11 protein-coding genes are annotated in these 14,429 nt (G+C 67.6%); 8 read left to right on the top strand and 3 right to left on the bottom strand.

Translation table 11 applies throughout. The features are described 5' to 3' along the window. The first annotated feature begins 20 nt into the window (after positions 1–20). From HWX14_RS01395 to HWX14_RS01385, 3 genes are all read left to right on the top strand, one after another. Entirely contained in the window at positions 21–1,382 is a 1,362-nt protein-coding gene (locus HWX14_RS01395; RefSeq protein WP_175881255.1) for an ATP-binding protein, read from the top strand. A gap of 189 nt (positions 1,383–1,571) precedes the next feature. Next, positions 1,572–2,120, top strand: a complete 549-nt coding sequence (locus HWX14_RS01390; protein WP_034188782.1) for a peroxiredoxin — start codon at positions 1,572–1,574, stop codon at positions 2,118–2,120. 76 nt (positions 2,121–2,196) lie between these two features. Then, positions 2,197–2,724, top strand: a complete 528-nt coding sequence (locus tag HWX14_RS01385; RefSeq protein ID WP_050013297.1) for a carboxymuconolactone decarboxylase family protein — start codon at positions 2,197–2,199, stop codon at positions 2,722–2,724. Between the two features lie 125 nt (positions 2,725–2,849). Here the strand turns inward: HWX14_RS01385 and ispF are convergent, their stop codons facing one another. Further along, positions 2,850–3,335, bottom strand: coding sequence for a 2-C-methyl-D-erythritol 2,4-cyclodiphosphate synthase (gene ispF, locus HWX14_RS01380; protein ID WP_175881254.1), 486 nt, complete (start codon positions 3,333–3,335; stop codon positions 2,850–2,852). Between the two features lie 29 nt (positions 3,336–3,364). Beyond that, positions 3,365–4,075: a 2-C-methyl-D-erythritol 4-phosphate cytidylyltransferase gene (ispD, locus tag HWX14_RS01375; RefSeq protein WP_050013299.1), complete on the bottom strand. Its 711-nt coding sequence runs from the start codon at positions 4,073–4,075 to the stop codon at positions 3,365–3,367. A gap of 108 nt (positions 4,076–4,183) precedes the next feature. On the opposite strand from ispD, the gene mfd reads away from it, so the two are divergent. The 4 genes from mfd (at position 4,184) to HWX14_RS01355 (ending at position 10,645) form a co-directional block, all read left to right on the top strand. After that, positions 4,184–7,654, top strand: coding sequence for a transcription-repair coupling factor (mfd, locus tag HWX14_RS01370; protein WP_175881253.1), 3,471 nt, complete (start codon positions 4,184–4,186; stop codon positions 7,652–7,654). A 104-nt stretch (positions 7,655–7,758) separates the two neighbouring features. Next, on the top strand, positions 7,759–8,979 hold the full coding sequence (gene argE, locus HWX14_RS01365) for an acetylornithine deacetylase (protein ID WP_175881252.1): 1,221 nt from the start codon (positions 7,759–7,761) through the stop codon (positions 8,977–8,979). A 60-nt stretch (positions 8,980–9,039) separates the two neighbouring features. After that, entirely contained in the window at positions 9,040–10,059 is a 1,020-nt protein-coding gene (locus HWX14_RS01360; protein ID WP_175881251.1) for a threonine/serine dehydratase, read from the top strand. A gap of 145 nt (positions 10,060–10,204) precedes the next feature. Next, positions 10,205–10,645: a DUF3574 domain-containing protein gene (locus HWX14_RS01355; RefSeq protein ID WP_175881250.1), complete on the top strand. Its 441-nt coding sequence runs from the start codon at positions 10,205–10,207 to the stop codon at positions 10,643–10,645. An 85-nt stretch (positions 10,646–10,730) separates the two neighbouring features. Here HWX14_RS01355 and HWX14_RS01350 read toward each other — a convergent pair whose 3' ends face one another. Then, positions 10,731–13,253, bottom strand: a complete 2,523-nt coding sequence (locus HWX14_RS01350; RefSeq protein ID WP_175881249.1) for a penicillin-binding protein 1A — start codon at positions 13,251–13,253, stop codon at positions 10,731–10,733. A gap of 443 nt (positions 13,254–13,696) precedes the next feature. Here HWX14_RS01350 and HWX14_RS01345 point away from each other — a divergent pair, with 443 nt between their 5' ends. After that, the gene (locus HWX14_RS01345) at positions 13,697–14,377 is read left to right on the top strand and encodes a PspA/IM30 family protein (protein WP_175881248.1); all 681 of its coding nucleotides are present in this window, start codon (positions 13,697–13,699) and stop codon (positions 14,375–14,377) included. The last annotated feature ends 52 nt before the right edge of the window (positions 14,378–14,429 follow it).

Genomic DNA, 14,429 nt, shown 5'->3' with positions numbered 1-14,429 from the left:
CCCCGTCCACGGCCCGTCCCATGCGTATCGACCGGCGCCTTTTGCAGCTCGCGTTCGGCGGGCTGTTCTGGCGCACCTTCCTGCTGATCGCGCTGCTGATCTCGGTCAGTCTCGCCGCGTGGTTCCAGAGCTTTCGCGTGATCGAGCGCGAGCCGCGCGCGCAGCGCGTCGCGCTCCAGCTCGTCGCGGTCGTGAAGCTCACGCGCACCGCGCTGCTCTATTCCGATCCCGACTTGCGGCGCGCGCTGCTGCAGGATCTCGAGAGCAACGAGGGCGTGCGCGTGTACCCGCGCGAGAAAACCGACAAGTTCAAGCTGCAGCCCGACGAATCGCTGAACCGCCTGATCGAACACGACATCCGCAGCCGCCTCGGCGACGATACCGTGATCGCGCAGTCGGTCAACGACATTCCCGGCGTGTGGATCAGCTTCAAGATCGACGACGACGATTACTGGGTCGCGCTCGACCGCGACCAGCTCGACAACGTCACGGGCCTGCAATGGGCCGGCTGGGGGCTGTTCGCGCTCGCGCTGTCGCTGTTCGGCTCCGCGTTCATCACGAGCCTCGTGAACCGGCCGTTCTCGCGGCTCGCGCTCGCCGCGCGCCAGGTCGGTTCGGGCCAGGCGCCCGAGCCGCTGCCCGAGCGCGGGATGGGCGTCGCGGCCGACACCAACCGCAGCTTCAACCAGATGGTGCGCGACCTCGAACAACTCGAGGCCGACCGCGCGCTGATGCTCGCGGGCATCTCGCACGACCTGCGCACGCCGCTCGCGCGGCTGCGGCTCGAAACCGAGATGAGTCCGTCCGACCAGGCGACCAAGGACGCGATGGTCGACGACATCGAACAGATGGACCGCATCATCGCGGCCTTCATCGACTACGCGCGCCCGTCGCAGCGCAAGCCCGAGCCCGTCGACCTGTCGTCGGTCGCGCAGGACGTCGCCGCGCGCGTGTCGGGCGAGGACGGCGTCCAGATCCGCACGCGGCTCGCGCCGAGCGCGATCATCGAAGCCGACGAGACCGACATGCGGCGCGTGATCGGCAACCTCGTCGAGAACGCGCGCAAGTACGGCCAGAGCAAGCAGGACGGCATCTCGCGCATCACGCTCGAGACGCGCGTGTCGCATGCGCGCGTCGAGCTGTCGGTGAGCGACGAAGGCCCCGGCATCCCCGAGGATCAACTGCCGCTCGTGATGCGGCCGTTCTACCGCGTCGACACCGCGCGCACCAAGGCGGACGGCACGGGCCTCGGGATGGCGATCGTGCTGCGCCTCGTCGGCCGCTACCGCGGCGCGCTGCGCCTGCGCAACCGCCACCCGGAAGCCGGCCTCGAAGTCACGCTCGAATTCCCCGGCGCCGGCAAGGCGCGTGCGACCGCGTGACGCGTTCGCGCACGCATCTTGCGCGTCACACTATCGACCCGGTTGACAAAAGCTATGAAGGTCGTTAGTCAAAATCTATTGAAGCGCCTTACTAATAGTGTTATAGTTTTCCCCATGCTGTCACATCATCGTTGCAGCACCGAGGTAGCTTGACTCAGTCTTCTTCCCAACTCACACAGGAGTATCCGCATGAAAACCGTGGGCGATAAACTCGAAGCTTTCACCGTCGTAGCCGCGAAGCCGGGCTTCAATCATCACGAGGAAAACGGCCAGTCGGCGTTCGAGACCGTCACCGAAGCGTCGTTCCCGGGCAAGTGGAAGATCATCTACTTCTATCCGAAGGATTTCACGTTCGTGTGCCCGACGGAAATCGTCGAATTCGCGAAGCTGACGAAGCAGTTCGAAGAGCGCGACGCCGTCCTGCTCGGCGGCAGCTCGGACAACGAATTCGTCAAGCTCGCATGGCGCCGTGAGCACAAGGACCTCGACAAGCTGAACCACTACTCGTTCGGCGACGTCAAGGGCGAGCTGATCGACCAGCTCGGCGTGCGCGACAAGGAAGCCGGCGTGGCCCTGCGCGCGACGTTCATCGTCGACCCGGACAACACGATCCAGCACGTTTCGGTGAACAACCTGAACGTCGGCCGCAGCCCGGAAGAAGTCCTGCGCATTCTGGACGGCCTGCAAACGGACGAACTCTGCCCGTGCAACCGCGCAGTCGGCGGCGCCACGCTGTAAGCGTAGCAATGCACGAAGCCCGCGGCGCACGTGCTGCCTGCGGGCTTTTTTAACGGCCAACCCATAGGAGATATCAATGGAATTCATCGACTCGATTAAGGCACGTATCCCCGACTACGCGAAGGACATTCGCCTGAACCTCGACGGCACGATCTCGCGCTCGTCGCTCGAAGGCACCGACGCGGTCGGCGTGGCGCTCGCGGCGGCCATCGCGGCGAAGAGCACGGTACTCGTGAAGACGATTCGCGAAGCCGGCGTGCTGTCGCCCGAAGAGACCAACGCCGTGCTGACGGCGGCCGCGCTGATGGGGATGAACAACACCTGGTATCCGTATGTCGAGATGGCCGACGACGCCGACCTGAAGACGCAGCGCGCCGAATTGCGGATGGGTGCGTACGCGACGCACGGCGGCGTCGACAAGCGCAAGTTCGAGATGTACGCGCTCGCCGCGTCGATCGTCGGCAAGTGCCACTTCTGCGTGAAGTCGCACTATGCGCTGCTGAAGAACGAGCAAGGGATGACGACGACGCAACTGCGCGACGTCGGCCGCATCGCGTCGGTGATCAACGCCGCCGCGCAGGTGATCGCCGCCGAAGGCGAATAAGCGGTTGCGCGGCGCGCGCCATACACAGCGCCCGCTTCAAACGAAAATGCCACGCATCCGCGTGGCATTTTTCATTTCGGCGGCGTGGCGTGCAGCGCGAACCGCGCGCGCCGCCGTAAAGGCCGTCAGCCGCCCTGCTTCACCAGCAGCGCGGCGGCTTGCGCCTCGATCCCGTCGCCACGGCCGAGATAGCCGAGCTTCTCGTTGGTCTTCGCCTTCACGTTCACGCGATCGAGCGGCAGCCCGAGATCCGCCGCGATGTTCGCGCGCATCCCGTCGATATGCGGTGCGAGCTTCGGCGCCTGCGCGATCACGGTACTGTCGACGTTCTGGATCGTGAAGCCGGCCGCCTTCACGCGCTCGGCGCACGCGCGCAGCAGCACGCGGCTGTCCGCGCCCTTGAACGCCGCGTCGGTGTCGGAGAAATGGCGGCCGATGTCGCCGAGCGCCGCCGCGCCGAATAGCGCGTCGGTGATCGCGTGCAGCAGCACGTCCGCGTCCGAGTGGCCGAGCAGGCCGCGCGCGTACGGAATCGTCACACCGCCGATGATGAGGGGGCGCCCTTCGACGAGCTGGTGCACGTCGTAGCCTTGTCCGATTCTGAAATCCATGCGTAATCCGGTTTGAGATGAGGTGAAAGTCAGGAAGCGTTCGCGGGGCGCGCGAGGATCGCCTCCGCGAGCGCGAAATCTTCCGGGTACGTGACCTTGAAGTTGCGCAGGCTGCCCTGCACGACGCGCGGCGTATGGCCGGCCCATTCGATCGCGCTCGCCTCGTCGGTCAGGTCGTGCCCTTCGCGCTGCGCCTGCAGGATCGCGTCGCGCAGCATGCCGATGCGGAACATCTGCGGCGTCTGCGCCTGCCACAGCGCGTCGCGCGACTCGGTGCGCGCGATCGCGTCGCCGCCGGCCGGCACGCGCTTGAGCGTATCGGCCACCGGCAGCGCGACGATCCCGCCCACCGGGTCGTCCTTCAGCGTCGCGACCAGCGTGCGGATCAGCGCCGGCGTGATGCCCGGGCGCGCGGCGTCGTGCACGAGCACCCAGTCGTGGTCGGTCGCGCCGAATTCGGCCAGCTCCAGCAGCCCGTTGAGCACCGACGCCTGCCGCGAGCCGCCGCCGCAGCGGCGCACCGCGAAGCGCAGGCCCGCGAAGCGGCGCGCGTCGAAATGGGAATCGTCGGGCGCGAGCACGACGAGCGTCTGCGCGAACTCGCTGCACGCGTCGAACGCGGCGAGCGTGTAGTGCAGCAGCGCGCGGCCGGCCAGCGTGCGGTATTGCTTCGGCACGGCCGAACCGGAACGGCTGCCCGTGCCGGCACAAGGAATCAGGGCGAAAAGTCGGGGAGTCACGAAGGGGAAACGCCGGAAAGATGAAATCGAGAAGCGGATTTTATAATAGGTCTTTCGTCTCGACCGGCGCACCGCGCCGCGCCCGTGCACGCCACCCCTGTCGTCCCTATGCCAGATAACGCTTCCACCCCGTCCGCTTCACCCGTTGCCCGCGTCAAGCCCGGCCAGCGTTTCGCCTTCGACGGCGCGCACGGCTCCGCCGACGCGCTCGCCATCGCCCGTTATCTCGCCGACAACCGCCAGGACGTGCCGCTCCTCGCGGTGATCTGCGCGAACGCGGTCGACGCGCAGCGGCTGTCGCAGGAAATCCGCTACTTCTCACCCGAGGCGCGCGTGCGGCTGCTGCCCGACTGGGAAACGCTGCCGTACGACACGTTCTCGCCGCACCAGGATCTCGTGTCCGAGCGCCTCGCCACGCTGCACGACCTCGGCGAGGGCCGCTGCGACATCCTGCTCGTGCCCGCGACCACCGCGCTGTACCGGATGCCGCCCGCGTCGTTCATGGCCGCGTACACGTTCGCGTTCGCGCAGGGCGAGCGGCTCGACGAGGCGAAGCTGAAGGCGCAGCTCACGCTGGCCGGCTACGAACACGTGAGCCAGGTCGTGCGGCCCGGCGAATACTGCGTGCGCGGCTCGCTGATCGACCTGTACCCGATGGGCTCGCCGCTGCCGTACCGGATCGACCTGTTCGACGACCAGGTCGACTCGATCCGCGCGTTCGATCCCGACACGCAGCGCAGCCTGTACCCGGTGCGCGACGTGCGCCTGCTGCCCGGCCGCGAATTCCCGTTCGACGAGGCCGCGCGCACGGCCTTCCGCAGCCGCTGGCGCGAGACCTTCGAAGGCGACCCGAGCCGCGCGCCGATCTACAAGGACATCGGCAACGGCGTGCCGTCGGCCGGCATCGAATACTACCTGCCGCTGTTCTTCGACGAGACGGCCACGCTGTTCCACTACCTGCCGCAGGACGCGCACCTCGTGTTCGCCGGCGATCTCGAAGCGTCGATCCGGCGCTTCACGGCCGATACGAAGCAGCGTCACGCGTTCCTCTCGCACGATCGCGAGCGGCCGATCCTCGAGCCGCAGCGGCTGTTCCTGTCCGACGAGGATTTCTTCGCGTTCGCGAAGCCGTTCGCGCGCGTCGTGCTGCCCGCTCAGCCGGCCGGCGGCTGGGCGACCGGCCTGCCCGAGCTCACCGTCGACCGCCATGCGGACGATCCGCTCGCGTCGCTGCGCACGTTCGTCGAATCGTCGGGCAAGCGCGTGCTGCTGACGGTCGAATCGGCCGGCCGCCGGGAAACGATCCTGCAACTGCTCGCCGAACATCACCTGCGCCCCGCGTCGAACGACCACTTCGCGGGCTGGCTCGCGAGCGACGAACGCTTCGCGCTCGGCGTCGCGCCGCTCTCGAACGGCTTCGCCGTGCCGGGCGAAGGCTACGCGATCGTCACCGAGACCGAGCTGTACGGCGCGCTCGGCCGCCGCGCGGGCCGCCGCCGGCAGGAGCAGGCGAGCAACGTCGACGCGATGGTGCGCGACCTGTCGGAGCTGAAGATCGGCGACCCGGTCGTCCACGCGCAGCACGGCATCGGCCGCTACATGGGCCTCGTGTCGATGGATCTCGGCGAAGGCGAGACCGAATTCCTGCACCTCGAATACTCGGGCGACAGCAAGCTCTACGTGCCCGTCGCGCAACTGCACGTGATCTCGCGCTACAGCGGCGCCGATCCCGACAGCGCGCCGCTGCACGCGCTCGGCTCCGGCCAGTGGGAGCGCGCGAAGCGCAAGGCCGCGCAGCAGATCCGCGATACGGCCGCCGAACTGCTGAACCTGTACGCGCGCCGCGCGGCCCGCGAAGGCCACGCGTTCTCGCTCGACCCGCGCGACTACGTGAAATTCGCGGAAAGCTTCGGCTTCGAGGAAACGCCCGACCAGGCCGCGGCGATCGCGGCCGTGATCGGCGACATGACGAGCGGCAAGCCGATGGACCGCCTCGTGTGCGGCGACGTCGGCTTCGGCAAAACGGAAGTCGCGCTGCGCGCGGCGTTCATCGCGGTGCTGGGCGGCAAGCAGGTCGCGCTGCTGTCGCCGACCACGCTGCTCGCCGAGCAGCACACGCAGACCTTCGCCGACCGCTTCGCGGACTGGCCGGTGCGCATCGTCGAGCTGTCGCGCTTCAAGACCGCGAAGGAAGTGAATGCGGCGATCGCGCAGATCAACGAAGGCAGCGTCGACATCGTGATCGGCACGCACAAGCTGCTGTCGTCGGACGTGCAGTTCAAGCGCCTCGGCCTCGTGATCATCGACGAGGAACACCGCTTCGGCGTGCGCCAGAAGGAAGCGCTGAAGGCGCTGCGCGCGGAAGTCGACGTGCTGACGCTCACCGCGACGCCGATCCCGCGTACGCTCGGGATGGCGCTCGAGGGGCTGCGCGATTTCTCGGTGATCGCGACCGCGCCGCAGAAGCGGCTCGCGATCAAGACCTTCGTGCGCCGCGAGGAGGAAAGCGTGATCCGCGAGGCGATGCTGCGCGAGCTGAAGCGCGGCGGCCAGGTGTACTTCCTGCACAACGAGGTCGAGACGATCGAGAACCGCAAGGCGATGCTCGAGGCGCTCGTGCCCGAGGCGCGCATCGTGATCGCGCACGGCCAGATGCACGAGCGCGAGCTCGAACGCGTGATGCGCGATTTCGTCGCGCAGCGCGCGAACGTGCTGCTGTGCACGACCATCATCGAGACCGGCATCGACGTGCCGAGCGCGAACACGATCATCATGCACCGCGCGGACAAGTTCGGCCTCGCGCAGCTTCACCAGTTGCGCGGCCGTGTCGGCCGCTCGCACCACCAGGCGTATGCGTACCTGCTGGTGCACGATCCGCAGTCGCTGACCAAGCAGGCGCAGCGCCGGCTGGAAGCGATCCAGCAGATGGAGGAACTGGGCTCCGGCTTCTATCTCGCGATGCACGACCTCGAGATCCGCGGCACCGGCGAGGTGCTCGGCGACAAGCAGTCGGGCGAAATCCACGAGATCGGCTTCCAGCTCTATACGGACATGCTGAACGACGCGGTGAAGGCGCTGAAGAACGGCAAGGAGCCCGACCTCACCGCACCGCTCGCCGCGACGACCGAAATCAACCTGCATGCGCCCGCGATCCTGCCGGCCGACTACTGCGCGGACGTGCAGGAGCGGCTGTCGCTGTACAAGCGGCTCGCGAACTGCGAGCACGGCGACGCGATCGACGGCATCCAGGAGGAACTGATCGACCGCTTCGGCAAGCTGCCGCCGCAGGCGCACGCGCTCGTCGAGACGCACCGGCTGCGGATCGCCGCGAAGCCGCTCGGCATCGTGAAGATCGACGCGAGCGAGGTCGCGATCGGGCTGCAGTTCGAGCCGAATCCGCCGATCGACCCGATGCGGATCATCGAGATGGTGCAGAAGCATCGCCACATCAAGCTCGCGGGCCAGGACAAGCTGCGCATCGAGACGCGCTCGCCCGATCTCGCGATCCGCGTGTCGACGATCAAGGAAACGCTGCGCGCGCTCGGCCCGAAACAGGGGGCGGCCGTCGCGGCCCGCTGACGCCATCCTGACGGGCGCGACGTTGCTGCACCGCATCGCGCCCGACGAAGGCGGGCCGGCGCGTTTTTGAGTATGATTTCCCATTCATCAGACGGAGTTTTGCCATGTCCACTCTCGACGCGACGGCGCCGTCCGCCGCAACCGAAGGCGATGCATCGCTCGTCAGCCTGCCCTGGGTCAAGCAACTCGTGTCGATGGACACGACGAGCCGCGTGCCGAACCTCGGCCTGATCGAAACGGTGCGCGACGCGCTCGCCGCGAAGGGCATCGCGTCGACGATCACGCACGATCCGCGCGAAGGCTGGGCGAACCTGTTTGCCACCGTGCCCGCGCACGACGGTTCGACGAACGGCGGCATCGTGCTGTCGGGCCACACCGACGTCGTGCCGGTCGACGGCCAGCAATGGGACAGCAATCCGTTCGCGCCGGAAATCCGCGACGGCCGCCTGTACGGCCGCGGCACCTGCGACATGAAGGGCTTCATCGGCGCGGCGCTCGCGCTGCTGCCCGAGATGCAGGCGACGAAGCTCGCGAAGCCGATCCATTTCGCGCTGTCCTACGACGAGGAAATCGGCTGCGCGGGCGCGCCGCTGATGATCGCCGATCTCGTGAAGCGCGGCGTGCAGCCGTCGGGCTGCATCGTCGGCGAGCCGACCAGCATGCGGCCGATCATCGCGCACAAGGGCATCAACGCGTACCGCTGTTGCGTGCGCGGCCACGCCGCGCATTCGTCGCTGACGCCGAAGGGGCTCAACGCGATCGAGTATGCGGCGCGCCTCATCTGCCACATCCGCGACATCGCCGACCGCTTCCGCGCCGAAGGGCCGTTCGACGAGCTGTACGACGTGCCGTTCACCACCGCGCAGACGAGCACGATCCAGGGCGGCAACGCGATCAACACGGTGCCGGCCGAGTGCCGGTTCGACTTCGAATTCCGCAACCTGCCGACGCTCGATCCCGAACAGATCTTCACGCGCATCGAAGCGTATGCGCAGGAAACGCTGCTGCCGCAGATGCTGCGCGAGCATCCGAACGCCGCGATCGAGTTCTCGAAGATCGCCGCGGCGCCCGGCCTCGACGCGACCGAACAGGCGGCGATCACGCAGCTCGTGCGCGCGCTGACGGCCGACCAGGACAAGCGCAAGGTCGCGTACGGCACCGAAGCCGGGCTGTTCGAACGCGCGGGCATCCCGAGCGTCGTGTGCGGGCCCGGCAACATCGAGCAGGCGCACAAGCCGAACGAATACGTCGAGCTCGCGCAGCTCGCCGGCTGCGAGCAGTTCCTGCGCAAGTTCATCCGCAGCATGTCGGTCGACGCGCACTGACTGCCTCCCGCCACGCCGGCTCGCGTGTGCGGGCCGGCCCACTCCGCCACCCGCCACGTCATGTCGACTGAACAACAGGGCACGGCCCATACGACGATCGACGGCGAGCCGATTCCGACGCTCGACGAAATCGCCGCGCAGCATTTCGCGTTGTCGCCGTGGGTCGCGCGCACGCCCGTGTTCGAGCGCGCCGACCTGCCTTCCCTCGAAGGCACGCACGTCAACCTCAAGTTCGAGCTGCTGCAGGCGAGCGGCAGCTTCAAGGCGCGCGGCGCGTTCACGCACCTGCTTGCGCTCGACGAAGCGCGCAAGAACGCCGGCGTCACCTGCGTGTCGGCCGGCAACCATGCGGCGGCCGTCGCGTATGCGGCGATGCGGCTCGGCAGCAGCGCGAAGGTCGTGATGTTCCATACCGCGAGCCCGGCGCGCATCGCGCAGTGCAAGCAGTACCGCGCGGAAGTCGTGCTGGCGGGCAGCGCGTCGCAGGCGTTCGATCTCGTGCGGCGCATCGAGGCCGAGGAAGGCCGCTTCTTCATTCATCCGTTCAACGGCTATCACACGATCCTCGGCACCGCGACGCTCGGCTACGAATGGGCGACGCAGACGCCGGACCTCGACGCGGTGATCGTGCCGATCGGCGGCGGCGGGCTCGCGGCCGGCATGGCGACCGCGCTGCGGCTCGCGAATCCGCGCGTGCACGTGTACGGCGTCGAGCCGGAAGGCGCCGACGCGATGAGCCGCAGCTTCGCGGCCAATCACACGATCACGATGAGCGCGATGCAGACGATCGCCGATTCGCTGATGGCGCCGCATACCGAGGAATACAGCTACCAGCTGTGCCGGCGCCACCTCGAGCGCATCGTCACCGTCTCCGACGACGCGCTGCGCGCCGCGATGCTGTTCCTGTTCTCGCATCTGAAACTGTCGGTCGAGCCGGCCTGCGCGGCCGCGCTCGCAGCGCTGCTCGGCCCGCTGCGCGAAACGCTGCAGGGCAAGCGCGTCGGCGTGCTGCTGTCGGGCACGAATACCGACCCCGCCACGCTCGGCATGCATCTCGCGCACGCGCAACTGCAGCACTGATTGCGCATCGCGCGTGCGCAGGCCAACCTAGGGTTATCCCCAGATTATGTTGACAGCCCTGTTGATAACCCGCCGGCCCCGCACGCAAGTGGTTGAGCGCGCAGCGTTTTGCGCGCGCGAAGGTCGATCGTCAGGAAATGGGCAGATGCGGCGGTGGGCCGCATGCGCGGCGGCGCTCGCGCTGCTCGCCGGTTGCGCGACGGCGCCCTCGTCCATCTCCACCTCCACCGCACAACCTGCGGCCTGCATACAACCGGGCGAAAGCCGCATGCTGCAGGCGGACCTGCTGTTCGGGCGCGACATCGCCGGGCGCGGGCCCGTTACCGATGCCGAACGCGCGGCGTTCCTCGCCGACACGGTCACGCCGCGCTTCCCCGACGGCCTCACCTACTGGGACACGCACGGCCAGTGGCGCGACCGCTCGACCGGTGGCGTCACGCGCGAAGACAGCTTCGTGATCCGTATCATCGCCGACGATACGCCCGACACGCGCACGCGGCTCGCCGCGATCCGGCAAGCGTACGTGCAGCGATTCCACCAGCAATCGGTCGGGATGACCGTCGTGCCGGCCTGCGCTTCGTTCTGATTCCCTGTCTTCCGCTATCGGCCGCGCACAAAAAAAAACGGGCGCCCGTAGGCGCCCGTCGCATGGGTGAAGCACAGCGTACCGCTTACTTGTTCTCGAACATGTCCATGATCTGCTGCTTCTCCTGCGGCGTGACGGGCGGCGGCGCGAGCCCGGCCGCGCCCGCGGAACCGAGCGCGTCGTTCGCGCTGATCGCGTTCTCGGCCGGGTTGATGTCGACGTTCGCGACGAAGCCGTTGCCCGGCGTGCGGTCCGCGTAGTACAGCTCGCCGTCGATCGTCGTCAGGCCGTCCGGCATCGGCATCTGCTGCTCGGGCACGCCGTTCAGCGCGGTGCGCATGTAGTTCACCCAGATCGGCAACGCGAGCTGCGCGCCGAATTCGCGGCTGCCCAGGCTCTTCGGCTGGTCGAAACCCATCCACGCGACCGCGACGAGCGATTGCTGATAGCCGGCGAACCAGCCGTCCTTCGCGTCGTTCGTCGTACCCGTCTTGCCCTGCAGGTCGTTGCGGCCCAGCGCATTGGTGCCCGCGCCCGTGCCGGCCGTCGCGACCGAATGCAGCAGGCTGTTCATCACGTACGCGTTGCGGCCTTCGATCGTGCGCGGCGCCGTGCCGCCCGCGACCACCGGCTGCGACTTCTGCAGCGGCTGGCCGCGCGCGTCGTCGACTTCGGCGATCAGGTACGGATCGACCTTGTAGCCACCGTTCGCGAACACCGCGTAGCCGGTCGCGAGCTGCAGCGGCGTCACGAGACCCGCGCCGAGCGCCATCGGCAGGTACGGCGGCGTCTTCGCCGGATCGAAGCCGAAGCGCTGCGTCACGTACTGCTGCGCATACTGCGTGCCGATCGACGCGAGGATCCGGATCGACACCAGGTTCTTCGACCGCTGCAGGCCGGTGCGCATCGTCATCGGGCCGTCCGGCTGGTCGTCGTCCTTCGGCTCCCACGCGGTGCCGCCCGGCACGCTCGGCGGGAAGTACAGCGGCGCGTCGTTGATCATCGTCGCCGGCCCCATCCCCTTGTCGAGCGACGCCGAGTAGATGAACGGCTTGAACGACGAGCCCGGCTGCCGCCACGCCTGCGTCACGTGGTTGAACTTGCTCTTGTTGAAGTCGAAGCCGCCGACGAGCGAGCGGATCGCGCCGTCCTGCGGCGCGATCGCGACGAGCGCGCCTTCGACCTGCGGCAGCTGCACGACCTGCCAGCCCGTCTTGCCGTCCTTCAGCACGCGCACGACCGAGCCCGGCTTGATGCGCAGCGCGTTGTTCGCGCGGGCTCCCAGCGCGGCCGACACGAAGCGCAGCCCGGCCGGGCCGATCGTCGTGGTCGCGCCACCGACGAACTGCACCTCGACCGCGTTCGGCGACGCCGACAGCACGACCGCCGATTGCAGGTCGCCGTTGTCCGGGTGATCGGCGAGCGCGTCGTCGATCGCCTCGTCTCGCTCGTCGCCGGCCGCGGGCAGGTTGATCGACGCTTCGGGGCCGCGATAGCCGTGACGGCGCTCGTAGTCGAGAATGCCGCGACGCACCGCCTGATACGCGGCTTCCTGGTCGGCCGAGTTGATCGTCGTCGTGACGGTCAGCCCGCGCGTGTAGGTTTCGTCCTTGTACTGCTCGTACATCATCTGCCGCACCATCTCGGCGACGTATTCGCCGTGCACCGCGTACTGGTTGCCCGGCGTGCGCACGTGAATCTCTTCCTTGATCGCCTCGTCGTACTGCGGCTGCGTGATGTAGCCGATGTCGAGCATGCGCTTCAGGATGTATTCCTGACGCACCTTCGCGCGCTTCGGATTGACGACCGGGTTGTACGCGGACGGCGCCTTCGGCAGCCCCGCGAGCATCGCCGCTTCCGCGAGCGTGATGTCCTTCAGGTCCTTGCCGAAGTACACGCGCGCCGCGGCCGCGAAGCCGTACGAGCGCTGGCCGAGATAGATCTGGTTCATGTACAGCTCGAGGATCTGGTCCTTCGTCAGGGCCTTCTCGATCTTGTACGCGAGCAGCATCTCGTAGATCTTGCGCGTGTAGGTCTTCTCGCTCGACAGGAAGAAGTTGCGCGCGACCTGCATCGTGATCGTGCTCGCGCCCTGGCGCGCGCCGCCGTGCATCAGGTCGGCCACGCCCGCGCGCAGGATGCCGAGGAAATCGACGCCGCCGTGCTCGTAGAAGCGGTAATCCTCGATCGCGAGCACGGCCTTCTTCATCACGTCGGGAATGTCCTGGAAGCGCACGAGGCTGCGGCGCTCCTCGCCGAACTCGCCGATCAGCACGTGATCGGCGGTGAACACGCGCAGCGGCACCTTCGGCTGGTAATGGGTCAGCGCATCGAGCGACGGCAGTTGCGGCGCCATTACGACCAGCGCGTAGCCGACGATCAGCGCGCCGACGACCGCCAGTGTCGCGAACAGGCCGACGAACCACAGCGCGACGCGCGAGCCGAACGTGCGGCGGCGCCCTCCGCCACCGCCGCTGCGCTGCTGCGCGCGGCGGCCGTCGTCGCGATCGTCGTCATCGGGGTAATAGGCTCCGGACGGCGAACGGCGCAGCGTGTAGTGGGGTTCGTTCCTGTCGGAAGAAGAAGGCGGTCGTTTGATAATTGGCATGTCGGAATGGCGGGCGTACGTGGCGCCCTCGGACGCATGCGGAAATGCAAGCGGATGAATCAGAGTGGGTGCATCGAGATGCGGCTGTCACGTCGACAGACCCCGCCGCGCGGCGATCCGTTCCCGCGACGTGACAGCGCATTTTAATGAAATCGACCGGGTGCCTTCGCGATTTTTTGTAAAAATTCCCCCAATGCCGTGATTCGCGGCACGTATTGTCGTCATCCTCGGCCTATGATGGACACGCGATACGGTGCACACGGGCGATTTTCTTTCAGTCGCGAAAGGTTCGGCGTCCTGATGCGCGAGCCGCTTGAACTCGCGCGTTTAAGCCGTATTTAAGTGAACCGGTGGTGTAATATCCGCCGGCTCACGCGGGCCGGAACCGGCTCGCGACGGGCATTGCCGCGGTCACGCGGCGCCTTTCAACCACGGAGGATTTCATGTCGCTTTTCGACTCTATTTCGCGCACGATCAAAGGCCTGCTGAACGATGCGGCCGATTCGGTACAGGATCCGTCGCGCGACGCGCGGCAGATCGTGCGGGAGCTCGACGACAGCATCGGCCGTGCCGAGAATTCGCTGATCGAGATCGAGGCACAAGTCGCGACCCAGCGCAGCAAGCGCGATGCGGCCGACGACAAGGTGAAGAAGTACGAGGACGGCGCGAAGCGCGCACTGCAGGGCGGCGACGAAGCGCTCGCCCGCGAGGCGCTCGCGGCCCAGTCGAACGCGGAAGCCGAGCGCGATGCGCTCGCGGCCGAGCTGACGACGCTCGAGCCGTCGGTCGACAAGCTGAAGGGGCAGATCGCCGACATGCGTCAGCGCCGCAACGACCTCAATTCGCGCTCGAACATCCTGCAGGCCAAGCAGGAAATCGCGCAGGCGAAGGATGTGGCCGCCAGCGCGCTGGGCGGCATCGGCGGCAAGAACCTGTCCGAGGATTTCCAGAAGCTCGAGGACAAGGTCGCGCTGCAGAACGCGCGCTCGGACGCGCGCCTCAATTCGGCCGACACGTCGAGCGGCAAGGCGCTCGACGACAAGCTCGCCGCGCTGAACAAGGGCCCGTCGGTGGAAGATCGCCTCGCCGCGCTGAAGAAGCAGCTCGATACGCCCGCGCAGTAACCGCCGCCGCGGGCAACCGTGCCGCGCCCCCGGTCCGGGCGTGCGGCGCGAA

Source organism: Burkholderia sp. BCC0044 (genome assembly GCF_902832955.1).
Lineage (GTDB): Bacteria > Pseudomonadota > Gammaproteobacteria > Burkholderiales > Burkholderiaceae > Burkholderia.
Note: the sequence above shows the minus strand (reverse complement) of the source record. Positions and strands in the feature narration are given on the sequence as shown.

What these genes read in the sequence shown, in the direction of transcription:
- HWX14_RS01395 (WP_175881255.1), top strand. Translation starts at nt 21, where the DNA reads ATGCGTATCGACCGGCGCCTTTTGCAGCTCGCGTTCGGCGGGCTGTTC.
- HWX14_RS01390 (WP_034188782.1), top strand. Translation starts at nt 1,572, where the DNA reads ATGAAAACCGTGGGCGATAAACTCGAAGCTTTCACCGTCGTAGCCGCG.
- HWX14_RS01385 (WP_050013297.1), top strand. Translation starts at nt 2,197, where the DNA reads ATGGAATTCATCGACTCGATTAAGGCACGTATCCCCGACTACGCGAAG.
- ispF (WP_175881254.1), bottom strand. Translation starts at nt 3,335, where the DNA reads ATGGATTTCAGAATCGGACAAGGCTACGACGTGCACCAGCTCGTCGAA.
- mfd (WP_175881253.1), top strand. Translation starts at nt 4,184, where the DNA reads ATGCCAGATAACGCTTCCACCCCGTCCGCTTCACCCGTTGCCCGCGTC.
- argE (WP_175881252.1), top strand. Translation starts at nt 7,759, where the DNA reads ATGTCCACTCTCGACGCGACGGCGCCGTCCGCCGCAACCGAAGGCGAT.
- HWX14_RS01360 (WP_175881251.1), top strand. Translation starts at nt 9,040, where the DNA reads ATGTCGACTGAACAACAGGGCACGGCCCATACGACGATCGACGGCGAG.
- HWX14_RS01355 (WP_175881250.1), top strand. Translation starts at nt 10,205, where the DNA reads ATGCGGCGGTGGGCCGCATGCGCGGCGGCGCTCGCGCTGCTCGCCGGT.
- HWX14_RS01350 (WP_175881249.1), bottom strand. Translation starts at nt 13,253, where the DNA reads ATGCCAATTATCAAACGACCGCCTTCTTCTTCCGACAGGAACGAACCC.
- HWX14_RS01345 (WP_175881248.1), top strand. Translation starts at nt 13,697, where the DNA reads ATGTCGCTTTTCGACTCTATTTCGCGCACGATCAAAGGCCTGCTGAAC.